This is a genomic window from Diaphorobacter sp. HDW4B (assembly GCF_011305535.1).
GTDB lineage: Bacteria > Pseudomonadota > Gammaproteobacteria > Burkholderiales > Burkholderiaceae_C > Diaphorobacter_A.
Window position 1 is genome coordinate 1,790,380 of the sequence record NZ_CP049905.1, and the last position, 23,831, is coordinate 1,814,210.

Below are 23,831 nucleotides of genomic sequence, written 5' to 3' on the forward strand. Positions count from 1 at the left end.
GGAAAAATAAAAAGTACGTACCAGTGTAGCCAAAATTTCGCAAAATGCGAACGGTCGTGCTATTTTTATTTCATCCGTCTATCAAGAGCCCGTCGCCAGCCCATCCACCGCCTGAAACATCGCCTGCCGTGCCTGGCTGATGACCAAGCCTTTCCAGCCATCCGATTCGTCGTAGAACGCGGCGCGCATCTGCGACTGGATCTGCTGCGCCAGGGCGTCGTCGGCTGCGTCTTCATGCAGATGCCGCCAGTGGTCGCCGCGCAAAGCCTGCAGCACTTGAACGGCGGGAATCGTGCCGAATTCGAGCGCCAGCCCGGTGAATTGCGCATGCGGGCATTCTTCGTAGATCGCACTGTGCATCTGGCCCGTGAGTTCGGCCGAGGCGGAATCGCCATCGCCCGCCACCGTCACCGGCGTAGCGCCGTTGCCGCCCCACCAATCGATGGCGCGTTGCATGCTCGCGGCCTCATTGCGCCCCAAGTAGATGCGCTCGCAGAATCCAAACGGGCCGAGCCCGGTGTGCAGATCCAGCCAGGCCATCCGCTTGGCCTTGCGGCCGTAGCTTTGCAGAATGGCGCGCAGTGTTTTGTGGCTCCATGTCGGCGCTTGGCCGCCGTAGAACAAACCATCAGGACGCTGGTACTGCCCCCGGCTGATGACGGCCTGCAATGCGGCCTCGCCGCGTTCCGAGACCAGCTTGCCGAGCGCCATCTCATTCTGCAGCGTGGGCGGCCATTGCTCGGGCAGCAGGATGGGGTGCAGCTCGTCGTACTCGGCATTCACGGGCAGAGGTTTGCCGAAGTCGATGAAGTTGCGATTGAGATCGACATTCTCCTCGGTCACGCGCCGCAGAAACGAAAAGCCGTGCGGGTTGAGCGCATGCACGTACAGCACTGCGACGCCCTGCTGGCGCGCCTTCTCGCGCCATTCATCGTCATGCAGCGCGAACACCTGCACGCCGCTGCCGCACAGTCCTTCCACGCCGTGGCAGCCACTGCTCACGATCAGCAGGTGCTCGGCATCGACGGGGCCGTCGAGCGCCACATCGACCGCCAACTCTTCGCCCTCCATGCCATTGAGTGGATGCCGATATTGCTGCAGCGAGATGCCCGCCGTCGCCACACCTGCAATGAAGCGGGCACGGGCAAGCGCGTAGCGACCGGCAAAGGCGTCGGGGATGGCGATCATGTCTGTCAGCTCCAGTTCAACTCAAATGCGAGGCCATGTTGACGCGCAACGATGAAAGCACCGTGGCAGCGGCGCACCAACAAAAAAGCATCTCGTGAAAGATGCTGTTTCGTGGGACTGCGCGTGCCGCGGCTTCACTCTACGGAAGGGTTGGCCAGCCACTGCTGGGCGAGTTCGACCCAGTAGGTCGCACCCAGCGGGATCAGGTCATCGTTGAAGTCATAGCTCGGGTTGTGCAGCGTGCACGGACCTTCGCCGTGGCCCATCGCGCGGTGCGTGCCGTCGCCGTTGGCAATGAAGCAGTAGGCGCCGGGCTTTTCCATGAGCATGAAGGAAAAGTCTTCCGCGCCCATGGTCGGCTCCTGATCGCGCACGTTGGTCTCGCCCACGATGCCCTGCATCACCTTGCGGGCAAAGTCGGCCTCGGCGGGCGAGTTGATCGTGGGCGGATAGTTGCGGTTGAGCTCGAATTCGCAGGTCGCGTCGAAGGCCGCGCAGATGTTCTCTGCCACCTGGCGCATGCGGGATTCGAGCAGGTCGAGCACGTCGATGCTGAAGGTGCGCACCGTGCCCTGCAGTTCGCACGAGTCGGGCACGACGTTGTTGGCCTCGCCCGCGTGGATCATGGTGACCGAGATGACGCCCGCTTCGATGGGCTTCTTGTTGCGGCTGATGATGTTCTGGAAGGCCTGCACCATCTGCGCCGCAATCGGCACCGGATCGACGCCCATGTGCGGCATGGCGGCATGGCTGCCCTTGCCGTGGATGGTGATGGTGAAGTCGTTGCTCGACGCCATGACCGGGCCGGGGCTCACCGCAAAGCAACCCGCCGGCATGCCGGGCCAGTTGTGCATGCCGAACACCGCCTGCATGGGGAATTGCTCGAACAGACCATCGTTGATCATCTCGCGTGCACCACCGCCGCCTTCTTCGGCGGGCTGGAAGATCAGATAGACCGTGCCATCGAAATGGCGGTGCTGCGAGAAATATTGCGCTGCAGCGAGCAGCATGGCCGTGTGGCCGTCGTGGCCGCAGGCGTGCATCTTGCCCGCGTGCTTGCTGGCGTGCTCGAAGGTGTTGTACTCCTGCATGGGCAGCGCGTCGATGTCGGCACGCAACCCGATGGCGCGGCCGTTCGCGCCGCCGTCGCGGCCCTTGACGATGCCGACCACGCCGGTTTTGCCCATGCCGCGGTGAATGGGAATGCCCCATTCGGTGAGCTTGGCAGCAACCAGATCGGCCGTGCGGACTTCTTCAAAACACAGCTCGGGGTGAGCATGGATGTCGCGGCGCACGGCCGCGATGGACGCCGCCTGGGCGACGATCGAATCGATGACTTTCATTTGCTGGCTTCCTTTGGGCCTGATCCACAAAGTCTGCCAAGGGTGCGGCGCGGTCTGTCGCGCCGCCCGACGGACAAGGGTTCAGGCGCTGCTCGAATGGGCAGTCTAGCCCGATAGCAAAACTCGCGCCATCGGGTTCCTACCGCCCTTCAACTCGTCCGGGATTGGGCCCTCGGACCCGCTCAGACGCGCACCTTGCCGTCGCCGGTCAGCATCGAAAGTTCGACAAATCGCGTCTTGGTTGCCTGCGACTGGAAGGCCACCGGAAAGCCCGCCACCTGCTGGCCGTTGAGCGCGTCGAGCGCCGTCACCAGCGAATCACGCGTGAGCTTGCCGCCGCTGGATGCGCGGCGCAGACCTTCCGAGAACACGCGCGCGGCCAGGAAACCTTCCATGGCCGAATAGTTCGGCTGCAGGCTCTTGCCGCTCTTGGCCAGCACCGCCAGAAACTCGCGGGTGACCGGGTGCGTGGTCTTGAACGGCGATGGAACGACCTGCGTCACCACCACGCCTTCGGCGTCCTTGCCCAGCGCGCTCGACAGTGCCGACGTGCCGACGAACGACACGTTGTAGAACTGGCCACCGTAGCCCGCAGCGCGTGCCTCGCGCACAAAACCGGCGCTGGCGGCATAGGTGGTCACCTGCACGATCACGTCGGGCTTGTGCGCAACCAGCTTCTGCACGGCACCCTTCACATCGGCAGAATTGCGCTCGACTGTGGCCGACGCCACCGGCGTCAGGCCATGCTCCGCCAAGGCTTGCGTCACGCCTTCCAGACCGGACTGGCCGTAGCCGTCATTCTGGTAGAACACGGCGATCTTCTTGAGCCCCAAACCGGTGAGCTGACGCACCATCAGCGCCGTTTCATCGGCATAGGATGCACGCACATTGAACACCAGCTGACGCAGATTCTGCTGACGCAGCGCCTGTGCACCCGTGAGCGGCGCAAACAGCGGAATGCGTTCCTGCTGCACCAGCGGCAGCGCGGCCACGCTGGTCGGCGTGCCCAAGTAGCCAAACAGCGCGAACACGTCATCCTTGATGAAGCGCTGGGTGTTGGCCACGCAGCGCTCGGGTTCATAGCCATCGTCGAGCACGCGGATGCGCACCTCGCGGCCATTGATGCCGCCGCGCGCATTCAGATCGTCGAAGAACAGTTGTGCGCCCTGGTGGTACTGCACGCCCAGTTCGCCGGAAAAACCGGTCAGCGCACAGGACTGCCCGAGCACGATCGCACCCGCATCCTGCGCTCGCGCCAGCGGCAAGAATCCCGCCACAGCGGTTGCCGCAACAGATGCCACAAACTGCCTGCGGCCCACACGGGCCGCACCGGCCACAGACTTCATCGAAGTCGCCAATTCGCTGTGATTCATCGTCTTCCTCTGCTTGAAAACCACGTTAAAGCCACGTCCAAACCGACAACGCCTGCAAGACACATGCCCGCCCATCGAACCACTGGATTGCACCAGACGCCATGCACGAACCAAGGGAAACACGCTAGAGTGTTTCGTCAGTCAATATGCCCAGCCCAAGGACAAAAGACCACTGGCGTCAATCCCCGATTTGCTTGCCGTCAGAAAACGTGTAGATATTTAACAATTGCGGCAAATTTATACAAATTTGGTTAATTTGGTAAGTAATTGCCTACTATTTTTGCAACGAACGGAAACACATGCTGCACAACAACAACGCTGTAAGCACCGTGAAGGGCGCATGCCCCCACGACTGCCCTGACACCTGTGCGTTAGTCACCACAGTGATCGACGGCGTCGCCACCAAGGTGAGCGGCAATTCCGATCACCAGTTCACCGGCGGCGTGCTCTGCGCCAAGGTCAGCAAGTACACCGAACGCACCTATCACGCCGAGCGCGTGCTGCAACCGCTCAAGCGCGTGGGCCCCAAGGGCAGCGGGCAGTTCGTTCCCGTTTCGTGGGACGAAGCGCTTTCCGACATCGCCACTCGCCTGCATCACATCGCACAGCGCAACCCCGAAGCCGTGCTGCCCTACAGCTACGCAGGCACCATGGGCATGGTGCAAGGCGAGAGCATGGACCGGCGCTTTTTTCACCAGCTCGGCGCATCGTTTCTGGACCGCACGATCTGCTCATCCGCAGGCGGCGAAGCGCTCACGCACACCTATGGCGGCAAGCTCGGCATGCGCGTGGAGTTCTATGCCGAAAGCAAGTTGATCCTCATCTGGGGCAGCAACAGCATCGGCAGCAACCTGCATTTCTGGCGCTTTGCGCAAGAGGCCAAGCGCAACGGCGCGCGGCTCATTTGCATCGACCCGCGCAAGAGCGAAACCGCCGACAAGTGCCACGAACATCTGCAACTGCTGCCCGGCACCGACGCCGCACTCGCGTTGGCCTTGATGCATGAACTCATCGCCCACGACTGGCTGGACCACGACTACATCGCGCGCCACACGCTCGGCTGGGATGCGCTGAAAGAACGCGCTCTGCAATGGCCGCCCGAGCGCGCAGCGGAAGTCTGCGGCCTGCCCGTCGAGCAGATCAGACAACTCGCCCGCGACTACGGCACCACGCCGCAAGCCGCCATCCGCGTGAACTACGGCGTGCAGCGTGCACGCGGCGGCGGCAATGCCATCCGCGCCATCGCCTGCCTGCCCGCGCTCGTGGGCGCATGGAAGCACCGCGCTGGCGGGCTGCTGCTGTCCTCGTCCGGCGTCTACCCATTCAAGCGCGCAGCATTGCAACGCCCCGATCTGCTCGGCGAGCGCCGCCCGCGCACCATCAACATGAGCATCATCGGCGATGCGCTGCTGCGTCCCGGCGACGCCAACTTCGGCCCCAAGGTCGAAGCCCTCGTGGTCTACAACAGCAACCCGGTCGCCGTCGCGCCGGAGTCGCTGAAAGTCGCCCAAGGCTTTGCGCGCGAAGACTTGTTCACCGTCGTGCTCGAACATTTCATGACCGACACGGCAGACCTCGCCGACTACGTGCTGCCCGCCACCACGCAGCTCGAGCACTGGGACATCCACGGCAGCTACGGCCACACCGACGTGCTGCTCAACCGCCCCGCCATCGCACCCGAGGGCGAGGCCCGCAGCAACGCGCAAATCTTCCGCGAACTGGCCGCACAGATGGCGAAGCTCGACCCCGTCTTTGCCGCAGCGCATTTCCACGACAGCGACGAAACCCTGTGCCGCACTGCCGTGGCGGGAACCAACGTCGATTTCGACCAACTGCTGAGCGACGGCTACGCCAGCCTGAAACTGCCCGAAGCGCCGTTCGCGGAGGGCGGCTTTCAAACCCCATCCGGCAAATGCGAATTCGTGAGCGAGCGGCTTGCCAAACAAGGCATCAGCGCCTTGCCCGACCACGTCCCCAACTACGAACTGCCTGACGCAAACGCCGCTTTCCCGCTCGCGATGATCTCCCCGCCCGCGCGCAATTTTCTGAACTCCACGTTCGTGAACGTCAAATCCCTGCGCAACAGCGAAGGCCGCCCGCTGCTGGAAATGCACCCCGCCGATGCCGCATCACGCGCGATTGCCGACGGCGACCTGATCCGCGTGCACAACCCGCGCGGCGAACATGTCTGCCACGCAGCCATCAACGGCCGCGCACGCAAAGGTGTGGTCGTCGGCCTCGGCATCTGGTGGCGCAAGAACGGTGAGAACGGCACGAACGTGAACGAGCTCACCCACCAACACCTCACCGACATGGGACGCGGGCCTTGTTTTTATGACTGTGTGGTGGAGGTGGAGAAGATGCAGCAGGTCGCTCACCCGTCATAAGCAGCAAGCACCGACCGGGGTGCACTGAAATGATGCAAATGCATCATTTTGTTTTTCTCATGGTTTTTTTATGGTTCTGTCCATCACTGATTTGAGAGGACAGAACCATGCCCCATTCCATTTCCGCGCAGACGCGCACCTTCACCCTCGCTGCGGCTGTGCTGCTCACATTGGGGCTGGCCGGCTGCGGGGGCGGCTCCGGCAGTTCGAGTAGTTCCAGCAGCGGCAGCGGTAGCTCCAGTGGAAGTGGAAGTGGCAGCGGTGGGAGCGGCAGTTCTGGCAGCGGAAGCTCATCGTCTGGCTCATGCAATTACCAGGACCTGATCACGGCCTCCGAGCGCGCCCAGGCCAACGCTTGTGGCATTCAGGTGTCCGGCGCCTTCGGCAACGCGGACTCCTATCTGAACCAGGCCATCGAGGCATGCCAGAAGGGCCACAAGACGGAAGCCGACACCTACTACAACAACACCTACAAAAAGGCTGTGGAATATGCGCGCAGCGTTGCCAAGACGCTCAATTGCGGCGGCGACAATGGCCCGGCGCTGCCCAACCCGTCCACGCAGACCTACTACAACATGTGCGCCAAGACCGCCAACAGCACGCGCAGCACCTATTGCTACGGCCCGATGTTCAAGGACGAAGGCGGCTGCGGCTCCGGGCAGGATGGATTCGTCTACATGGCGCAGTATTCCAGCTTGAACGCCTGCACCGCCGCTGCGACGACATGGCGCACTTCCAAGTAACGCAAGTAACGCATCGCCTCGCCTGGACGGCAACCGCTGCGGGTGTCCTATGGATGGTCGCAGCGCTCGTCTCTCTGGATTCCGAGTCGCACCCGGCTGGCTTCAACCAAGGCCATTCGACGACCGCTTCGCACGCCACGAATGCGCCGACCTTTGCACGGTCGGGCGTGGAGGCTAGCTCGTTCGACGCATCCAGTCGGCGAGATGTTTCGTCGGATCCCAACGAGCGCTCTCTGGAGCGGTGGAACGACTTGCTGCGGCAAACGGGACTGGATCCGCTGTGGTTGAAATCGCATGGATTCACCCCCGGCAGCGAGGCATTGCAGCGTCTGCACGGATTGCTCGACGGGAATGCCTCGGTGCTCAGCGCCAACGCCATGCAGATTGCGTTCGGACCTCAGGGCGGCGGCGCGCGCTCCATCACGGGCGAGACGCCTTCGCTGTCGACCCATGAGCGCTATGTGGACGCAACACTGTCCATTCCTGGCCAAGGCACGGATTCCGTTCTCGTCCGGTGGCGCAACGTGAGCGACAACTCCGTGCTCGACTTGTCAGTGCAAGCACTGCCATCCGGTTCAGGCGGCTCGGTCCCTCTCTGGATGTATTCCCCGGTGGACTGGCCCCCCGGACGCTACCGGGTGGAAGTGCTGAGCCCTGACACCGGACTCGGCCTGCTGGCGGCTGGTGAGTTCGAGGTTGCCCCCACCGGAGCCACCGTGACGCCTTTCGCGCACGAAATGCACTGAATGCACATGCAGGAGCAACGCTTCCAATGAGCCATGATGGACTCAGTCGTCACTCCACAAGACGAAGCGCCTCGATCAGTTCCGCGACATTGCCCACGCCAAGTTTGTCGTAGATCGAACGGATCTGGTTGCGCACGGTCGTGGGTGCGCGCTCCAACGCCCGTGCAATTTCCTTGTGCGTGAGTCCCTTCGCCGTCATCTGCGCCACCACGAACTCTCTGGGTGCCAGATCATCGGCTGCGCATCGCGGGCGGCATCTCAACCACAGCAGGCCATGCTCGGCCCGCAGACTGATGACCACGGCATGACCCGTGAATCGCGGCAAGCCTTGCTGCACCGCCTTCATCAAGCTGCCCGGCAAACGGGGCCCAAGCCATCCGCTCCACTCCGCGCGCATGGCCTCTGAAAAGACCGCATCCATGTGGTAGATGACCCCGCGTGGATCGGACATGGCCGTTCCAACGCCGTAGCCACTCTGCTGATGCACCCGTTGGTTCAAATGCGTCAACCGGTTCAGCGACAACGCCTGATGCACATGTGGAGCAAACCCGCCCAGCGCCACTCGCTCACGCTCCATGCAGTGGGCCGACGTGTCGGAGCGAAACAGCGTGACCCAATGGGTGATGTTTGTCCCCTGATCCAGGGTTCCGCTGATGAAGAAATGCGCCTGCTCGAAGCGTTTTCCGTACTCTCGCACCGATTGCTGGTGCTTGGCGGAAAACCACGCATCCCGATCAAACGCCAGCGCCTGATTGACGCGCCTGGCCGCCTCCTGTCCGGCGGTGTCCAGATGCTTGACCTCTTCGTAGGCAGACAGCATTTCGACGGACTGCTTGTGCAAGTGGATGGCGTGAATGTCGATGCCGTGGCCTGTCATGGTCGCCGAGCCCCACATCGCAGAGTCAAATGGCAGCACCTGCTTGAGCAGCTCCAGAGCCGAGTCCTGAAACTGGTCTATGGGCTGCTCGTGCGACAGCCGGTACAGGCGCAACAGCAGGTCGTTGTAGTCTGCAGAGGGCATGCTTTGCGCAAGGGTTGTGAGTGGGGCAAGTGCTCATTGTCACGCATTCCCGAATGATCCGGTTCACTCGAAAATCGCCGACTCACTCACTTGCACAGATCCACTCACACAACGTCAATCCAGCTTCACCCCGGTCGCCTTGATGATCGGCCCCCAGCGTTTGGCCTCGGCGCGGGCCATGGCGTGAAATTGTTCGGGCGTGCCGGCCAACGATTCCATGCCGAAGTCCTGCATGCGCTTGACCACCTCGGGCGAGGCCAGGGCCTTGTTGAGTTCGGTGTTCAGCCGCTTGGTGATGTCGGCTGGCAGACCGGCCGGGGCGAGCATGCCCTGGAAGGCGTAGACCTCGCTGTCTTTCACACCGACTTCGGAGAGGGTCGGCACATCGGGCAACAGCGGCGCGCGCTTGGCAGACCCAATCGCCAATGCCTTCACCTTGCCGGACTGGATGACCGACAGCCCCGCCGCCAGATCGAGGAACATGCAGGGCACCTGACCGCCCATGACGTCCTGCACCGCTGGCGCTGCGCCGCGATATGGGATGTGCGTGAGAAAGGTCTTGGTGCGGAACTTGAACATCTCCATCGCGAGGTGATGCGGCGATCCGTTGCCGGGTGATGCGTAGTTCACCTTGCCCGGATTGGCGCGCACGTAGGCGAGGAAATCGGCAAAGGTCTGGCCTTCCTTGAAGTGGGGATTCACCACCAGCACGAGCGGAAAGCGCGTCAGCCCGCCGACGTAGGTGAAGTCCTTTTCCGGATGGAACGGCAGCTTGGTGAACAGGTATTCGTTGTAGGCCAGAACGGCATTGTCGGCCGAGAGCACGGTGTAGCCGTCGGGCTTGGCCGTGGCCACGAGTTGCGCGCCGATGTTGGTCGATGCGCCGGGCCGATTGTCCACGATGATCTGCTGGCCGAGCGCCGGGCGCATGGCTTCGGCGACAGTGCGCGCCAGCACATCCGTGCCGCCGCCCGCGGGATAGGGAACAACCCAGCGGATGGGCTGATGCGGATAGGCCGCCTGTGCATGCACCCACGGCGCGGCCATGGATGCGCCCGCGAGGGCGAGGGTTTGTTGGAGCAGGTTTCTGCGCTGCATTTGTCTTGTCTCCTTGTTGTGAATATCTATTTTTTTTCGTTGCACGATACCACCGCCTGTCATGTCGCTCAGACGGCGTGGTTGGGACTCACGGCTTGCTTATGCCATCCTCCGCGAATTCCACTCGGGTCACTTCAAAACCCTGCTTGCGCAGCAATGCGGGCAAGCCTTTTTCGCCGATCATGTGCAGTGCGCCGACTGCCGCAAACAGCTTTTTCCCGGATGCGATTTCCTTGACCATCGCCCGCGCGATGCCCGGATTGCGGCCTTCGATCATGCGTTCGTATTCGCGTCGCTCGGTGGGCGTTGTCACGCACTCGCACCAGTCGGGATAGCTCTCAAGCAAACGCATGCGGCCATCGGACCAGGCACGCGCCAAAGCGGTCAGGATGGCAGGCGCATCCTTGCGTTCGAGCTGATCGAGGCCCGTGGTGACCGTCTCCAGCACCTTCTCCGGATCGTCGGAAACCAGCTCCTTGATCTGCGTTTCCACGGACTCCAAACCGATCACCGGTTTGCGCATGCCGGTCGCCACGCCGGCCAACGAGAGGTCGATTCCGTACGAAGGATCGAGCCCCTCACGTCGCGCCATCAGCGTGGCCAGCGTGAGCACTTGCGCGTCGGCTCGCATCGCGCCGACCTCATCGCCAATGCACTCGCGCTGCTTCAACCGGGTCAAGCGCTCCATCAGCGGCTGCGGCAATGGCTTGGTGTCCGGCGCGGCGAGCATGGCGGACATGATCGCGCCCTGCACTTTCGGATCGAGCATATTGAGTTCCAGCGCCAGCGTGTCCGATTCGCGCAGCGCCTTCATCACCGTGGGGCCAGGCACCATCCAGCCCTGCTCGGCCACATGGATCGTGCCGTAAAGCCAGCTCGTGCGGCCCTTCTTTTCCACGCGCCAGAGCATGCCGCGATCGCGCGCGGTGCGCACCAGCGACTGCAGCGTGGCCGCGTCGGGCATCTGCGCGACTGGAGGACAGCTGACGGCCTCCTGCGCATGGACGGAGGCCGCTGCCCACGGAAACAGCGCGGCGATCAGCAGCGCTTTGAAATGTCTTCTGATCGATGTGCGCATGTGTCTGGTTCTTTTCTTCGGATCAGGTGGCGGCGGGGTCGGCAATCGCCTGCTCGATCGCACCGAACAGGCTCTGGCCTGCCTTGTTCTTCATCTCGATGCGGATGGTGTCGCCGAACTTCATGAACTCGGTCTTGGGCTGGCCATCCTGAATGGTTTCGATGCAGCGCTTTTCAGCGATGCACGAGTAGCCTTTGGACCAGTCCTTGTTGCTCACCGTGCCGCTGCCGACGACGCTGCCCGCGCGCACATTGCGCGTCTTGCAGATGTGCGCGATGAGTTGGCCGAAATGGAACGTCATCTCCGGCCCCGCCTCGCACATACCCACGCGGCGACCGTTCCAGGTCGATTGCAGCGTGAGGTTCACGCGGCCCTTGTCCCATGCATCGCCCAGTTCGTCGAGCGTGATGGCGACCGGGCTGAACGCGGTCGCAGGCTTGCTCTGGAAGAAGCCGAAGCCCTTGGCCAGTTCCGCCGGAATCAGGTTGCGCAGACTCACGTCGTTGGCCAGCATCATCAGGCGGATGCCTTCGAGCGCCTGCTCGGGCGTCGCGCCCATCTTCACATCGCCCGTGATCACCGCGATCTCGGCTTCGAAATCAATGCCCATGGCTTCGCTCGGCACCACCACGTCATCGCACGGACCGATGAAATCGTCGCTGCCGCCCTGGTACATCAGCGGGTCGATGTAGAAGCTCTCGGGCACCTCGGCATTGCGCGCCTTGCGCACCAGTTCCACGTGGTTGATGTAGGCCGAACCATCGGCCCACTGGTACGCACGCGGCAGCGGTGCCATGCACTGCATGGGATCGAACGGAAACGAATGCCGGGCACGTCCCGAGTTGAGCTGCACCGACAGATCCTGCAACTGCGGCGAGAGAAAATTCCAGTCGTCCAGCACCTGCTGCATGCGGTCCGCAATGCCGGTCGCATAATGCGCCGTGCTCAGGTCGCGAGAGACCACGACGAGCTGTCCGTCACGGGAACCATCTTTGTAGGTGGCGAGTTTCATCGCGGCAAATCTCCTCGGTGCGCTGCGAATTTCAGTCGAATCGCGCAAACATGAATTACGATTCGTGAAATTGATTCAACAAAAATTAATCTCAAAATTCTAGTGCAGATGGACAAGGAACGCGCCGGCATTCAATCCGTGGAAGTAGGCTTTGCGCTGCTCGAAGCGCTGACGCGCTCGCACGGCCCGTTGATGCTCAAGGACATCGCCGCCGCCGCCGGCATGAGCGCGGCCAAGGCGCACCGATATCTGGTGAGCTATCAGCGGCTCGGCCTGGTCGTGCAGGATGCGCGCAGCAGCCGCTACGACCTCGGCCCCGCAGCGCTCAAGCTCGGGCTGGCATCGCTGTCGCGGCTCGATGCGATTCGCTTGGCGCGCGAGCAAGTGCCTCAATTCATGGAGCAGATCGGCCATACGATGGCCCTGGCCGTCTGGGGCAATCGGGGCGCGACGCTGGTGCATTGGGAAGAATCGCCGCGCCAGAGCATCACCGCCAATCTGCGACTGGGCGATGTGATGCCGCTGCTCTCGTCCGCCACCGGACGCTGCTTCGGTGCCTATTTGCCGCGCGAGAAAACGGCGCAGCTTCTCGACGAAGAACTGCATCTCGCCCAGCGCCAGAAACGCACCGATCTGCCCCACACGCAGAAGGCCGTGGACGCGCTGTTCAACGTGGTTCGCGAGCACCGCTGCGCCCGCGTGGTGAACATTTTGCTGCCCGGCATTGCGGCGTTCTGCGCGCCGGTATTCGATTCCGATGGGCGGCTGGTCATGGGCATCATGACGCTCGGCTCCGTCGCCACGTTCGACGCCGAATGGAACGGAGCCATCGACACACCGCTGCGCGCCATGGCTGAGCGACTGTCCAGCGATCTGGGCTGGGCCGCGCCGTAGGCCTGCACTTGAGCCCGGCACAGGCTGCAACTTTGCAACTGCGCGAGAATCCACCCAGTTCCATGCCCCGCCGCGCCCTCCTCCTGATCACCGTCGTCGTTCTCGCCCTGCACTGGTTTGTGCTGGGCGGAATGCCGCTGGGCGGGACCGATGAAGGCAGCGCCGAACGCTTGGCCTTTCATACGCGGATGGTGACGCCACCGCCGGAACCCGAGCCAGCGCCACTCGCACCGCCAGCGGAACCGCCTCCAGCAGCCAAGCCCGCTCCGAAGCCCCAGCCAAAACCCAAACCACGCGCGCAGTCTACAGACGGCGAACCAGCCATCGTGACGCAAGAAAGGCGCAGGCCCGCGCCCGAACCTACGGACAACGGACCCAGCGAACCCGATCTCACGCCCGAAGAGGCGACCGCGCCGGATACATCCACGCAAGTCGCCCAATCGTCCGAATCGACAGCATCCGCGCCAGTGGGGACTGCCGAATCGCCCCCTGCGCAACCCGTGTCAGCGGCGAGCGCTCCGCTGAATACGGCTTCCGTCCCAGCCCATCCTGACGATGAATTGAGTGCAGGCGTGGACATCCGCCCGCCCGGAGCCGCAGGAGCCAAGCCCAGCACCGAGCCGCCGCCCATACAGTTGCCTCCCAGCACCACGCTGAAATACGCGGTGCACGGCGAGGTCAAGAAGATGGCCTACAACGTCAACGGCCAGCTCGTCTGGCGCAATGACGGCGGCAGCTACGAGGCGCGACAGGAGGTCAGCGCGTTCTTGCTGGGCACGCGCAGCCAGAACAGCACCGGCAAGATCACGCCGAACGGCCTTGCGCCCACGCGATTCGGCGACATCGGCAAGCGCGAGATCGCCGCGCACCTGGACTTCGACAGCAAGATCGTCACCTTCAGCGCCAACACCAACCGCTACACCATCAGCGCCGGGGCGCAGGACCGGGTCAGCGTGCTCATCCAGCTCGGTGCCATGCTGGCGGCCGCGCCGGACCGCTATCCACCCGGCACGCAGATCTCGTTCACCACGATCGGCCCGCGCAATGCCGACCGCTGGACCTTCACCGTGGGCGAAACCGAAACGCTGGACCTCCCCACCGGCCCGACCCGCGCCGTGCGACTGCAGAAACTCCCCCGCCACGACCGCGATCTGCGCGCCGACCTCTGGCTGGGTCTGGACAAGCAGTATCTGCCCGTACGCCTGCGGATCACGCAATCGAATGGCGACTTTGCCGAGTTGGCGTTGAAATAAAGAAAATCGGGTTGATTATTTGAAAAAGCCTTGAATATCGTCCGCCATTTCAAAAACCCATTTGAATTCAATATGCTTCAAGGCGAAATTCATCTAATCCTTGAGAAAAATAAAGCGTATTTGACTTTATTCAGCTTGTTTTTTCACAGTAGTTCACCAAATGCTGATTAACAAATCGATTGGCGAGGACTAGGATGAACCCATCAGGACACTGTCTTTGCTCCAGTAACCCGAATCAGGCAAAGCCCGACAGACTGTTACCTTGAGGTTTTGACTCAAGGCAGTTTGCACAGGGGCTGGGTTGCCGAGGTGATTGACAGACTCTTGGGTTAAGAAGTATTTTTGATCTGCGCTTGGTCGATTGGTTTTATCGGTAGAGGCTGGTATCCAGGAAATGGAGCCAATCTTCCAAGGCTGCAATGCGCTGAAGAGGAATTTCAGCTGATTTGCAGGTTTCGTCCCGGAGGGAATCGAAATGCAGCGATCCGGCACTGCACAGCACGACAAGTCAAGAAATCCAAAAGACTTGCACAGGGGACAGCCCGGATCTGCGACCGTTTTTTCATGCGAGCTCCTGTTGATTTCCGCGTTGCATCTGCCCTCACCAGGCCGATCAACGCGGTTTCTTTTTGGGCTTGCGGATCGCGCATCGGTCCTTGCGCTGCGGGCCGGACGCCAAGGCGCTCCACTCAGCCCAATCCTCTACTATCCCAGAAAATTAGCCCATATAAATATAAAAATTGTTTTTTTCACCAGATTCACACAAGTCTCCAATCACTGATCAAAACCATGGAATACTGTTCAGCAGATGGTCGTGCAAACGCCTCGCTCCGACCCCTTGAAAAGGCGGCCTGCGCACCCATCTATCCCTGCAGTGAAAGGAGGAACTTGACCATGCACATGCTCTACGACTCAGATTCTTTTGTTGTCGTCCACATGCAGCCTGATGCCGACCTGAGCGGCACAGAAAAGTCTGCCGAGGTGAAGAAATCCACGGTTCCTCAACTGCCGCGCCACGGCTTCGAGATCGTGGACAAGCGTTCCGGCAAAGAGGTCTATCTGGATGGTTCCTGGGCAGAAATGTTCCAGCTCCAGATTCTGGAATGGCAGCGCAACACCCCGACGCAGGAAGAAGTGGAAGACACGCTCGACGGCTATGTAGGCCTGGCACAGAACCCGGTTCTGGTGCACTGAGCATCGATCCGCATCGACACCATCATCAACCCGACCCAGACGCCGTTTGCAGACCACTGCAAGCGGCGTTTGCTTTTGGCTTCCGAGATTTCCGGCTAGGCTGTTTTGCCACCGTACAGGCGGTGATACATCGGCGCGACCAGCAACAGCACCGCCACCAGTCGGCAGACCTGGAACGCCGTCACCACCGGAACGCCCAACTGCAACACCTTGGCGGTGATCGACATCTCGGCAATGCCGCCGGGCGACGTGCTGAGCACCAGCGTCACCCAATGCTGCCCGGTCAGCCATGACAGGCCCACGGCAAACAACGCGCACACCGCCATCAGCGCAAACGTGCCCAGCGCGACCATGCCCATCCAACGCGGTGCGGTATGCAGGAACTCGCGGCTGAAGCGCACGCCCAGACTCACGCCAATCGCGAGTTGCGCCGCGTTCACCATGAACTGCGGAATCGCCGACAAGGTGTGGCCGCTCACCGTGATCACCAGCGTGACCAGCAAGGCACCGAGAAACCATGGGTTCGCGCGCCCAAGCTTTTGCATGATGAGCGCGCCCACGCCCGCTGCCGCCATCAGGATCAGCAGGCCTTGCACATCGACCACGCGCGTGGCGGGCGGCAGGTTGTCGAGTCCATGCAGCCCGCTCCATTGCAGAGCAAACGGAATCGTCACCGTCACGATCAACAAGCGCAGACTGTGCGCTGCGGCCACCAGTTCGGAGCGCGCACCTTCGCGCTCGGACAGCAGCGTCATCTCCGACGCCCCGCCGATCGCACCAGCGAAATAGCAGGTCGCGCGCATCGCCTTCTTCGAGACGTTCGGCAGGCGCGGAGCCGTCACGCGATACAGCCACGCGCCGAACCCCCAGCCCAGCAGCAGCGCCCATGCGATGGCCAGCGCAATCGCCCACCAGAGACCGCTTACCAGATGCGCCACCTCGGGCGTGAAATACAGACCCAGCGCCGTCGCAATCGTCCACTGTCCGGCGTTGCGGCAGGCAATCGAGCTTTTGGTCGGGGCACCCGCCATGGTCAGCAAAGCGGTGATCAGCAAGGGGCCGATCATCCACGGCAGCGGCGTGTGCAGCGCGACACACAGTTCGGCTGCAAGCCAGGCGGCCAGCAAGGTGAGCGCAATGTGCAGAAAAGACTTGGAATCCAGAGACATGGGCGGTGGGGAGCGAAGACTTCGGCAGTGCGCGAGCGCGCGCTGAACTCTTCCACGGATCGGACAGCGCAGCGCGACGTTGCCGCAAATTGTCCTTCAATCCACTCGCCCGGACACGCACGCCGCGCAGCCCACTCCGCTCCACTCGCGAAGTCTGCGTTCGCAAACCACGCAGCCTTGCCCGACCGAATCAGCCCTGTTGCCTGCGCGCGGCCATTTCCTGGCCCATCGCTTGCTGCTCGGCCTCGTCCACCACGCTTCTGGCTTGCGGATAAGCGACCTCGTCTTCCATCGTCAGATGGCGTGCGTAGTACTGCGCGAAGGTGTCGAAGGCGGCTTCCTGCGCTTCGGTGAACTGGCTTTGCTCGCCGCTGGTCAGCGCTTGCAACGCGTTGCGCACCTCGCCGCTCCACAGCACATGCATGTCCTCATGATCCTGCTGCAGTTGCGCCACCAGCGACTGGATGCGCGCATCGTCCGCACAGCGCTGCTTGAGCGCAGGAAAAATATGCAGTTCTTCATCCTGATGATGCAGCGGCGCGGCGATGTCGAAATAGCGCTGCACGTCGCGCGCAGCCTGGCGTGCAGAATCGTCACAGCCCTTGGTTTGAAGGTACTTGCGCAAATCGACCAGCAGTTGCAGCGAGCGCTTCACGCGGTCATGGCAGGCATCGAGCATCTCGAACGGTTGCTCGAAACCCACGCCCGGACTGCGCACGCCGGGCAGCGAAATTCTGGTGTTCATGCCGCATTCTCCTTGGGCACATCAAGCAGCACAGCCGACCGGGATATCCACCGAATTCAGCACCGTCAGATATTCACTGATGCAGGGCCGCTCGCCGCGCATCTTCTGCCCACGCTCGGCCAAGGTTCCGAGGCTCAGAAAGCAGATCGCCTGCTCGCTCTCGGCCAGCTTGAAGAAGCGCCGAAGACTTGCGCTCTGCAACGATCCACCGCTCGTCAAGCCCGAAGCAAAACCCAGCGCCGTGGCCGCCAGCAGCATGTTCTGCAACGCGCAGCCCGCTGCGGTGCAGCTTTCCGCAAACGTCGCTTCGGCGTTCACATCGTCGGCACGCTTCACCACCATCAACAACAACTCGGGTGAGCGGTGGGCCTTCTCGCGGGCGCGCTGTAATTGCTCTTCGGACGCAACAGGCTCGCGCTCGAGCAATGCATCGACGAAGGTCTGAGCAAGCGCATGGCGTGCGACCGCTGGCACTTGAATCATGCGCCATGGTTGCACACGTCCATGGTCTGGCGCATGTGCGGCGGCGCTCAGAATCAACTCCAGTTGCTCCGCATCCGGCCCCGGTCCGGTCATGTTCTTGGGGCGCACCGTGCGCCGTGTCTGCATCAGGCCCAGTGCCTGTTCGGCCGACACCTGCGGCGCAAGAAACGTGGAAAGAGTGGTGTTCAAAGAATCATGCAGCATGTCGCCAACCTCGCTTTCATCATCCCGCCCGCCCATCGGGGCGCGGCTTTCCATACCAAGTACACAGTCGGCCGCCCCAGACGGTGACGACCACCGCCCACAGCAACGCAGCCAACGCGAGTGCATGCACCGCCCACCCACCGCCGAATGCCGCAACCACGCGCAGCACCACGGTCACCTGCAGCAGACAGAACAATCCCCAGACCAGTTGGTCGGCATGCAGCATGCGCCCGCTGTGCCCGCACGACACGCGCGTCACCATCGCGAGCAGCAACGACCCGAGTGCGCCCATGGTGAAGGCATGCAGCACGGCGAGATCTCCACCGGCCACAGGTGCGAACAGCGACATCCACTGCACCGCACCCGCCAGAACGAAGGCAATGCCGATCCACGAAAAACCGATGTGCAGCATCACCAGCAAGCGGTTCTTGAGGCTTTGCACCAAGCCCCAGCGATACGCCAGCCACAGCAACGCAACACCTGCAATCAGCTCCAGCGTGCCCGTCACAACCGCCCATGTGACCTGCACGAATGACGGCAACACCACCAGCGCCAACCACACATCGACCACCTTGAGCGCCATGCAGCCGAGCAGCAGCCACAGCACCCAGAACGGCCTCCATGCGTCAATGAACGGCAGCGCGCTCGACGTGAAAAACGGAATCATGCGGTGAGCGACCACGACGTACACCACACCCACAAATCCCCAGATGGCGCTGAGCACGAACGCACGGCTCAGATCGACGCGTCCGAACGCCACACTCAACGCAGCGCCGCCCAGACAGACGCAACCGACCGCACAAGCGATGGCAATGGCCGTCGCGTGAATGCGATCTTCGAGGCGGCTTTTCAGCACCAGCCGCCAGTAGATGCTGCACATCCAGGTGAAGCCGATCCAGGCCACGAAGATGCCTGCCAGCGCCAGAATTTCCGCTGCCATCGACCCCAGCAGCCAGAGCATCCAACCCGTGGCCTGCAGCAGCAATGGAGGTGCAATCGCCTTCATCGTGGGCGCTTCCACGTGCAGCCATTTCGGGCCTGCGGTGAACAGAAATCCCGCGAAGAACAGCGGCAAAAATCCAAAGCACATCACCACCGAATGCGTGAGCATGGCGGGCATGGCGTAGACGAGTGCAGACGATGCGAACAGGCTTCTGTCCATCTGCACCAGCGCCCACCAGATGCCCGACGCCATGAGCACCAGCATCGCCAGAAAAAAGCTCAGCCGATGCGGCGCATGCGCGAGCAGGCTCACATGCCAGCGCGGATCGGGAACGGACTCGGTGCGGACTCCAGACGGCTTGTGCATGGCGTTGCCTCAGTGGCCTCCGATGGCTTCGTGCGCAAGCCGCTGGGTGTCGGGCCCTGTGCTGCTGCTCAATGCGATCGATGCAGGCGTGAACGATCCATCGGTCACATCGAACACGTACACCTGCCCTTCCTCGATCACGTAATGCCAGCCATGCAGCGTGATGCGGCCATCCTCCACCGCGCGCTTGACCATCGGATAACCCATGAGCCGCTCCAGCTGCAGCACGACCGCGCGCTGCTCGGTGCGGCGCAGAGCTTCAGGCGTGGGCTGCACGGGCAGCACCGCGTCGCGGCCCAGATCGAGCCAGCGCTTGAGGTTCTGCGCCTCGGGCGAGATCTCTCCGTACATCGCCTTGATGCCGCCGCAGTGGCTGTGCCCGCAGACGACGATGCGGCTCACCTGCAGATTGAGCACCGCAAATTCGATGGCTGCAGCGGTGCCGTGGTGGCCCTGCGATCCATCGTAGGGCGGCACGAACGCGCCCACATTGCGCACAAGAAAGAGTTCGCCCGGCCCTGCACCCGTCAGCAGATAGGGAACAAGTCGCGAATCCGAGCAGCCGATGAACAGCGTGTTCGGATGCTGCCCCTCGTCCACAAGCGACTGAAACTGCTCGCGATAGTGCGGAAACGCATCGCTGTGAAAGCAGCGCAGTCGCTGCAACAGATCGTCGTCAGGCATATGCTCTTCCTTGGCTTTCAATTTCAGCTACTGAACCAGTGGCGAATCCGCCGTGTCGATGTCCACGCCATCGAGCTGCGCCTGGCCTGCCAGCACTTGCAGATACTGGCGCACGGCATTGGTCCACGCCTGTTGCTGCAATGCGCGCACCACACCTGCGCGCGCCTGTTCGTAAGCCACGGGCTGACCGCTCTTGCGCTCCAGCACCTCGACCACATGCAGCCCAAAGCGGCTGTGCACAAGGCGCGAGAGCACGCCGACTTCCGCCGACAAAAAAACTTCCTTCGCGAACTCGGGCGCGCAGTCTTCACGCGACAGCCAACCCAGTTCACCGCCTTCGCGACCGCTTGGGCAGTTCGACAGCTCGCGCGCCACGTCGCCAAAGCGTGCAGCGTCCTGCGTGCCTGCCACGCGCAGCTCCAGCAAACAAGCCTCGGCGCGCTTGCGCAGCGCGCTCACGTCCACGCCTTGCGTCACCGCGAACAGCACATGACGCAGTCGCACCTGCTCGTTGAGCAGCATCGGATGCGCCGCGTAGTAGCGCTCGCAAGCTTCCTCGGTGGGATCGGGCAACTGCAGATCGTTGTCCAGCAGTTGATCGATGGCCTTCTCCGCCGCCTGGCTGATCGCGCCTTGCACGGCGGGTTGATCGGACAGGCTCAGCAGACCCTTGAACTGCGCCTGCTGACGCAGCAGCTCGGTGCATGCGCGCTGGCGCAGCGTTTCGGTGTCGGGCGACTCTTCGGACGAATGCAGCGGCACGCCGTTGACGCGTGCGACCGGAAGATTGGGCACAACGATGTCGTCGGCCTGCGAACGCATGGAGCCGCAACCACCACCACCGCCGCCGGAACTGCAGGTGCAGACATGATGTTCATGTGACATGATTTTTCCCTTCCGATTTCAAGCAGCGTTGTTGCGATGCGCTGGGTTGTTGTTTCCAGCAGGCACATTCAGGCGACGTGCACGCACCACCTGATAAGGGCGGCGCAGATACGCGACGGTCGCGAAACCACTCCACACATGCACCAGACGCGTGAACGGGAAGATCAGGAACAGGCTCATGCCGAGGAACATGTGTGCCTTGAACACCCAGCTTGCATCTGCCAGCAGCTCCACGCCGCCCGAACGGAAGGTGACCAGACGCTGCGCCCATTCGGCCAGCTTCATCATCATTCCACCATCCAGGTGCTGTGCGGAAAGAGGAATCGTCGCCAGACCCAGTGCCAGTTGAATCCACAGCAGAACCAGCAGCATGATGTCGCTGGGTTTGGAGGTGACGCGGATGCGTTCGTCGCCCAGACGGCGAATCAGCAGCAGCGTGACGCCGATGAAGGCGAGCAGGCCAGCGACGCCGCCGCTCACCATCGCCATCAGTTGCTTGTGGCCCGCGCTGATGAAGCCTTCATACAGAAAGTGCGGCGTGAGCATGCCGAACGAATGGCCGAAGAACAGGAACAGCACGCCCACGTGAAAGAGGTTGCTGCCCCAGCGCAGGCTGCCCTTGCGCAGCAGTTGCGACGAATCGGTCTTCCATGTGTACTGGTCGCGGTCGAAGCGCATCCAGCTGCCGATGAAGAACACTGCCAGACAGACATACGGATAGATGCCGAACAAAAGGGTGTTGAGCCAGGCGTTCATGCTGAGACTCCTTGTGATTGATTCGAAATTTCCGACTTGCGCACAAAGTGCATGGGCTGCGCCGCGCCGGGTTTGGCCTGGCCTTGCGTGCTGCAGCCGATGAAGGCTTCGGGCTCCATCCAGGCTTCATCCATGTCGGGCTCGGGGTCGATGGCGACGGCATGTGCCTTCGCTCCCGCCAGCTCCAGCACGGCAGCGAGCACGCAGGCGTAAGGGCTGTCCTTGTGCACCAGCGCCGAGAAGATGGCGTTGAGGATTTCCACCATCTCGCCCAGAAATTCCTGCGCGATGTTGGGCGGCTGTGTCGATGCGAACTCCAGCACCACTGGAAGGTGGTCGGGCAGCTCGTTCGCATCGAACATCAGCCCGGCCTTTTCGTAGGTCTGCTGCAGATCGACGAGCGCCGGACCGCGATCACGCGAGTCGCCGTGGATGTGCTCGAACAGATGCAACGAGGTCTTGTGTCCGCGGTCGAACAGATCGACATAGCGCGCCTGCGCCTCCCATTCACCCAAGGTGTTGAGGTGCTGACCAAACTGCGCGATCTCGTCGATGCGCGCGCGGGGCAATGCGCCTTCCATGCGCAGCGCGTCGATCATCGGGGCGAGATCGGCGAACAACTGCGCGTCCGGATAACCCAGCAGCCGCGAGAGCACGCGCAGCGTGTAGCGCACATGCGTTGGAGTGGTCTTGAACATGGTGCTTGCTTCCTTTCTTCTTGTTATCGACTTCAGACGTTGGCCTTGATCGGAATGGTGCGTTGCTTCTTGCCGCCGAACATGCTGACTTCGGATGCGCCATCCGAGCAGCCATTGCCGAACGAGAAGCCGCAGCCGCCGCGCAGATCGAACGTGTTTTCCGCGTATTCACGGTGCGCCGACGGAATCACGAAGCGGTCTTCGTAGTTCGCAATCGCCATCACGTGGTACATGTCTTCCACCTCGTGTTGCGTGATTCCGACCTGGTTGAGCACGTTGATGTTCTCGATACCGTCGACATGCTTGGTGCGCTGATACGTGCGCATCGCCAGCATGCGTTCGAGTGCGCGCACGACAGGCATGCGTTCGCCAGCGGTCAGCAGGTTGGCGAGGTACTGCACGGGAATGCGCAGTTGCGACACATCGGGGATCTCGCCATTCGCACTGAGCTGGCCTGCGTTGGCCGCAGCAGTGATCGGCGAGAGTGGCGGCACGTACCACACCATCGGCAGCGTGCGGTATTCGGGGTGCAGCGGCAGCGCCACCTTCCACTCGACAGCCATCTTGTAGACGGGGCTCTTGCGCGCGGCTTCCATCCAGTCGTCGGGAATGCCATCGATGCGCGCCTGCGCGATGACTTCGGGATCGTTCGGATCGAGGAAGATGCCCATCTGCGCTTCGTACAGATCCTTGTCCTTCTCGACGCTCGCGGCTTCTGCGATGCGGTCGGCGTCGTACAGCATCACGCCGAGATAGCGGATGCGACCCACGCAGGTTTCGGAGCACACCGTGGGCTGTCCCGCTTCGATGCGCGGATAGCAGAAGATGCACTTCTCGGCCTTGCCGCTTTGCCAGTTGTAGTAGATCTTCTTGTACGGGCAGCCTGACACGCACATGCGCCAGCCGCGGCACTTGTCCTGGTCGATCAGCACGATGCCGTCTTCCTCGCGCTTGTAGATCGAGCCGCTCGGGCACGATGCCACGCACGCCGGATTCAGACAGTGCTCGCACAGGCGCGGCAGGTACATCATGAAGGTGTTCTCGAACTGGCCGTAGATGTCCTTCTGCACATGTTCGAAGTTCACATCCTTGCTGCGCTTGGAGAATTCACCGCCCAGAATTTCTTCCCAGTTCGGGCCCCACTCGATCTTCTCCATGCGCTGACCGGTGATCAGGCTGCGTGGGCGCGCGGTGGGCGCGGCCTTGCTTTCCTTGGCCGATTGCAGATGGTCGTAGTCGTAGGTGAACGGCTCGTAGTAGTCGTCGATCTGCGGCAGATTGGGATTGGCGAAGATGCGCATGAGCAGCTTCCACTTGCCGCCCTGACGCGGTGCGATGGAGCCGTCCGCATGGCGCGTCCAGCCGCCGTTCCACTTGTCCTGGTTCTCCCATTCCTTGGGGTAGCCGATGCCGGGCTTGGTCTCCACGTTGTTGAACCATGCGTACTCCATGCCGGAGCGGCTGGTCCACACGTTCTTGCAGGTGACGGAGCAGGTATGGCAACCGATGCACTTGTCCAGGTTCAGCACCATTCCGATTTGCGCGCGTACTTTCATCGTGATTCTCCT

22 protein-coding genes are annotated in these 23,831 nt (G+C 62.2%); 6 read left to right on the forward strand and 16 right to left on the reverse strand.

Annotation, left to right across the window (positions count from 1 at the left end):
* Positions 1-81: 81 nt before the first annotated feature.
* From G7048_RS08260 to G7048_RS08270, 3 genes are all read right to left on the reverse strand, one after another.
* A complete protein-coding gene (locus G7048_RS08260) occupies positions 82-1,188 on the reverse strand; it encodes a M14 family metallopeptidase (protein ID WP_166067673.1) in 1,107 nt (368 codons plus the stop codon).
* A 134-nt stretch (positions 1,189-1,322) separates the two neighbouring features.
* Positions 1,323-2,531 (reverse strand): M20 aminoacylase family protein, encoded by a 1,209-nt coding sequence (locus G7048_RS08265; protein ID WP_166067674.1) that lies wholly within the window; start codon positions 2,529-2,531, stop codon positions 1,323-1,325.
* A gap of 182 nt (positions 2,532-2,713) precedes the next feature.
* Positions 2,714-3,904 (reverse strand): ABC transporter substrate-binding protein, encoded by a 1,191-nt coding sequence (locus tag G7048_RS08270; protein WP_240933216.1) that lies wholly within the window; start codon positions 3,902-3,904, stop codon positions 2,714-2,716.
* 299 nt (positions 3,905-4,203) lie between these two features.
* Here G7048_RS08270 and G7048_RS08275 point away from each other — a divergent pair, with 299 nt between their 5' ends.
* The 3 genes from G7048_RS08275 (at position 4,204) to G7048_RS08285 (ending at position 7,780) form a co-directional block, all read left to right on the forward strand.
* Positions 4,204-6,291, forward strand: a complete 2,088-nt coding sequence (locus tag G7048_RS08275; protein WP_166067675.1) for a molybdopterin-dependent oxidoreductase — start codon at positions 4,204-4,206, stop codon at positions 6,289-6,291.
* A 107-nt stretch (positions 6,292-6,398) separates the two neighbouring features.
* A complete protein-coding gene (locus tag G7048_RS28305; protein WP_205750354.1) occupies positions 6,399-7,034 on the forward strand; it encodes a hypothetical protein in 636 nt (211 codons plus the stop codon).
* 53 nt (positions 7,035-7,087) lie between these two features.
* Positions 7,088-7,780 (forward strand): hypothetical protein, encoded by a 693-nt coding sequence (locus G7048_RS08285; protein WP_166067676.1) that lies wholly within the window; start codon positions 7,088-7,090, stop codon positions 7,778-7,780.
* A 49-nt stretch (positions 7,781-7,829) separates the two neighbouring features.
* On the opposite strand, the gene G7048_RS08290 is transcribed toward G7048_RS08285, so the two are convergent.
* The 4 genes from G7048_RS08290 to G7048_RS08305 all read right to left on the reverse strand — a co-directional run bounded on the left by G7048_RS08290 (position 7,830) and on the right by G7048_RS08305 (position 11,989).
* On the reverse strand, positions 7,830-8,801 hold the full coding sequence (locus G7048_RS08290) for a LuxR C-terminal-related transcriptional regulator (RefSeq protein WP_166067677.1): 972 nt from the start codon (positions 8,799-8,801) through the stop codon (positions 7,830-7,832).
* 114 nt (positions 8,802-8,915) lie between these two features.
* Positions 8,916-9,899 (reverse strand): tripartite tricarboxylate transporter substrate binding protein, encoded by a 984-nt coding sequence (locus tag G7048_RS08295; protein WP_166067678.1) that lies wholly within the window; start codon positions 9,897-9,899, stop codon positions 8,916-8,918.
* Between the two features lie 88 nt (positions 9,900-9,987).
* Positions 9,988-10,977, reverse strand: coding sequence for a TraB/GumN family protein (locus tag G7048_RS08300; protein ID WP_166067679.1), 990 nt, complete (start codon positions 10,975-10,977; stop codon positions 9,988-9,990).
* 22 nt (positions 10,978-10,999) lie between these two features.
* Complete coding sequence (locus G7048_RS08305; RefSeq protein WP_166067680.1) at positions 11,000-11,989, reverse strand: fumarylacetoacetate hydrolase family protein; 990 nt, start codon at positions 11,987-11,989, stop codon at positions 11,000-11,002.
* A 108-nt stretch (positions 11,990-12,097) separates the two neighbouring features.
* Between G7048_RS08305 and G7048_RS08310 the strand changes: the two genes are divergently transcribed.
* The 3 genes from G7048_RS08310 (at position 12,098) to G7048_RS08320 (ending at position 15,330) form a co-directional block, all read left to right on the forward strand.
* A complete protein-coding gene (locus G7048_RS08310) occupies positions 12,098-12,883 on the forward strand; it encodes an IclR family transcriptional regulator (RefSeq protein WP_166067681.1) in 786 nt (261 codons plus the stop codon).
* Positions 12,884-12,945: 62 nt separating this feature from the next.
* The gene (locus tag G7048_RS08315) at positions 12,946-14,136 is read left to right on the forward strand and encodes a DUF3108 domain-containing protein (RefSeq protein WP_166067682.1); all 1,191 of its coding nucleotides are present in this window, start codon (positions 12,946-12,948) and stop codon (positions 14,134-14,136) included.
* Positions 14,137-15,030: 894 nt separating this feature from the next.
* A complete protein-coding gene (locus tag G7048_RS08320; protein WP_166067683.1) occupies positions 15,031-15,330 on the forward strand; it encodes a DUF3567 domain-containing protein in 300 nt (99 codons plus the stop codon).
* Between the two features lie 95 nt (positions 15,331-15,425).
* On the opposite strand, the gene G7048_RS08325 is transcribed toward G7048_RS08320, so the two are convergent.
* The 9 genes from G7048_RS08325 to narH all read right to left on the reverse strand — a co-directional run bounded on the left by G7048_RS08325 (position 15,426) and on the right by narH (position 23,819).
* A complete protein-coding gene (locus G7048_RS08325) occupies positions 15,426-16,499 on the reverse strand; it encodes an AbrB family transcriptional regulator (protein WP_166067684.1) in 1,074 nt (357 codons plus the stop codon).
* 190 nt (positions 16,500-16,689) lie between these two features.
* Positions 16,690-17,244, reverse strand: a complete 555-nt coding sequence (locus tag G7048_RS08330) for a hemerythrin domain-containing protein (protein ID WP_166067685.1) — start codon at positions 17,242-17,244, stop codon at positions 16,690-16,692.
* A 21-nt stretch (positions 17,245-17,265) separates the two neighbouring features.
* Positions 17,266-17,916, reverse strand: a complete 651-nt coding sequence (locus tag G7048_RS08335; RefSeq protein ID WP_240933217.1) for a nitroreductase — start codon at positions 17,914-17,916, stop codon at positions 17,266-17,268.
* Between the two features lie 34 nt (positions 17,917-17,950).
* Positions 17,951-19,240, reverse strand: a complete 1,290-nt coding sequence (locus G7048_RS08340; protein ID WP_166067687.1) for an NnrS family protein — start codon at positions 19,238-19,240, stop codon at positions 17,951-17,953.
* 9 nt (positions 19,241-19,249) lie between these two features.
* Positions 19,250-19,924, reverse strand: a complete 675-nt coding sequence (locus G7048_RS08345; RefSeq protein ID WP_166067688.1) for a carbonic anhydrase — start codon at positions 19,922-19,924, stop codon at positions 19,250-19,252.
* A gap of 27 nt (positions 19,925-19,951) precedes the next feature.
* Positions 19,952-20,809 (reverse strand): peptidylprolyl isomerase, encoded by an 858-nt coding sequence (locus G7048_RS08350; RefSeq protein WP_371747660.1) that lies wholly within the window; start codon positions 20,807-20,809, stop codon positions 19,952-19,954.
* A gap of 18 nt (positions 20,810-20,827) precedes the next feature.
* Positions 20,828-21,565: a respiratory nitrate reductase subunit gamma gene (gene narI / locus G7048_RS08355; protein WP_166067689.1), complete on the reverse strand. Its 738-nt coding sequence runs from the start codon at positions 21,563-21,565 to the stop codon at positions 20,828-20,830.
* A complete protein-coding gene (gene narJ, locus G7048_RS08360) occupies positions 21,562-22,263 on the reverse strand; it encodes a nitrate reductase molybdenum cofactor assembly chaperone (protein WP_166067690.1) in 702 nt (233 codons plus the stop codon). Before narJ ends, narI begins: the two co-directional genes overlap by 4 nt.
* A 32-nt stretch (positions 22,264-22,295) precedes the next feature.
* Positions 22,296-23,819 carry a nitrate reductase subunit beta gene (gene narH / locus G7048_RS08365; protein ID WP_166067691.1) on the reverse strand — a complete coding sequence of 508 codons (1,524 nt, stop codon included), beginning with the start codon at positions 23,817-23,819 and terminating at the stop codon, positions 22,296-22,298.
* Between the last annotated feature and the right edge of the window lie 12 nt (positions 23,820-23,831).

Excerpts from the sequence above, each read along its gene's own strand:
- G7048_RS08260 (WP_166067673.1), bottom strand. The coding sequence starts at position 1,188 with ATGATCGCCATCCCCGACGCCTTTGCCGGTCGCTACGCGCTTGCCCGT.
- G7048_RS08265 (WP_166067674.1), bottom strand. The coding sequence starts at position 2,531 with ATGAAAGTCATCGATTCGATCGTCGCCCAGGCGGCGTCCATCGCGGCC.
- G7048_RS08270 (WP_240933216.1), bottom strand. The coding sequence starts at position 3,904 with ATGAATCACAGCGAATTGGCGACTTCGATGAAGTCTGTGGCCGGTGCG.
- G7048_RS08275 (WP_166067675.1), top strand. The coding sequence starts at position 4,204 with ATGCTGCACAACAACAACGCTGTAAGCACCGTGAAGGGCGCATGCCCC.
- G7048_RS28305 (WP_205750354.1), top strand. The coding sequence starts at position 6,399 with ATGCCCCATTCCATTTCCGCGCAGACGCGCACCTTCACCCTCGCTGCG.
- G7048_RS08285 (WP_166067676.1), top strand. The coding sequence starts at position 7,088 with ATGGTCGCAGCGCTCGTCTCTCTGGATTCCGAGTCGCACCCGGCTGGC.
- G7048_RS08290 (WP_166067677.1), bottom strand. The coding sequence starts at position 8,801 with ATGCCCTCTGCAGACTACAACGACCTGCTGTTGCGCCTGTACCGGCTG.
- G7048_RS08295 (WP_166067678.1), bottom strand. The coding sequence starts at position 9,899 with ATGCAGCGCAGAAACCTGCTCCAACAAACCCTCGCCCTCGCGGGCGCA.
- G7048_RS08300 (WP_166067679.1), bottom strand. The coding sequence starts at position 10,977 with ATGCGCACATCGATCAGAAGACATTTCAAAGCGCTGCTGATCGCCGCG.
- G7048_RS08305 (WP_166067680.1), bottom strand. The coding sequence starts at position 11,989 with ATGAAACTCGCCACCTACAAAGATGGTTCCCGTGACGGACAGCTCGTC.
- G7048_RS08310 (WP_166067681.1), top strand. The coding sequence starts at position 12,098 with ATGGACAAGGAACGCGCCGGCATTCAATCCGTGGAAGTAGGCTTTGCG.
- G7048_RS08315 (WP_166067682.1), top strand. The coding sequence starts at position 12,946 with ATGCCCCGCCGCGCCCTCCTCCTGATCACCGTCGTCGTTCTCGCCCTG.
- G7048_RS08320 (WP_166067683.1), top strand. The coding sequence starts at position 15,031 with ATGCACATGCTCTACGACTCAGATTCTTTTGTTGTCGTCCACATGCAG.
- G7048_RS08325 (WP_166067684.1), bottom strand. The coding sequence starts at position 16,499 with ATGTCTCTGGATTCCAAGTCTTTTCTGCACATTGCGCTCACCTTGCTG.
- G7048_RS08330 (WP_166067685.1), bottom strand. The coding sequence starts at position 17,244 with ATGAACACCAGAATTTCGCTGCCCGGCGTGCGCAGTCCGGGCGTGGGT.
- G7048_RS08340 (WP_166067687.1), bottom strand. The coding sequence starts at position 19,240 with ATGCACAAGCCGTCTGGAGTCCGCACCGAGTCCGTTCCCGATCCGCGC.
- G7048_RS08345 (WP_166067688.1), bottom strand. The coding sequence starts at position 19,924 with ATGCCTGACGACGATCTGTTGCAGCGACTGCGCTGCTTTCACAGCGAT.
- G7048_RS08350 (WP_371747660.1), bottom strand. The coding sequence starts at position 20,809 with ATGTCACATGAACATCATGTCTGCACCTGCAGTTCCGGCGGCGGTGGT.
- narI (WP_166067689.1), bottom strand. The coding sequence starts at position 21,565 with ATGAACGCCTGGCTCAACACCCTTTTGTTCGGCATCTATCCGTATGTC.
- narJ (WP_166067690.1), bottom strand. The coding sequence starts at position 22,263 with ATGTTCAAGACCACTCCAACGCATGTGCGCTACACGCTGCGCGTGCTC.
- narH (WP_166067691.1), bottom strand. The coding sequence starts at position 23,819 with ATGAAAGTACGCGCGCAAATCGGAATGGTGCTGAACCTGGACAAGTGC.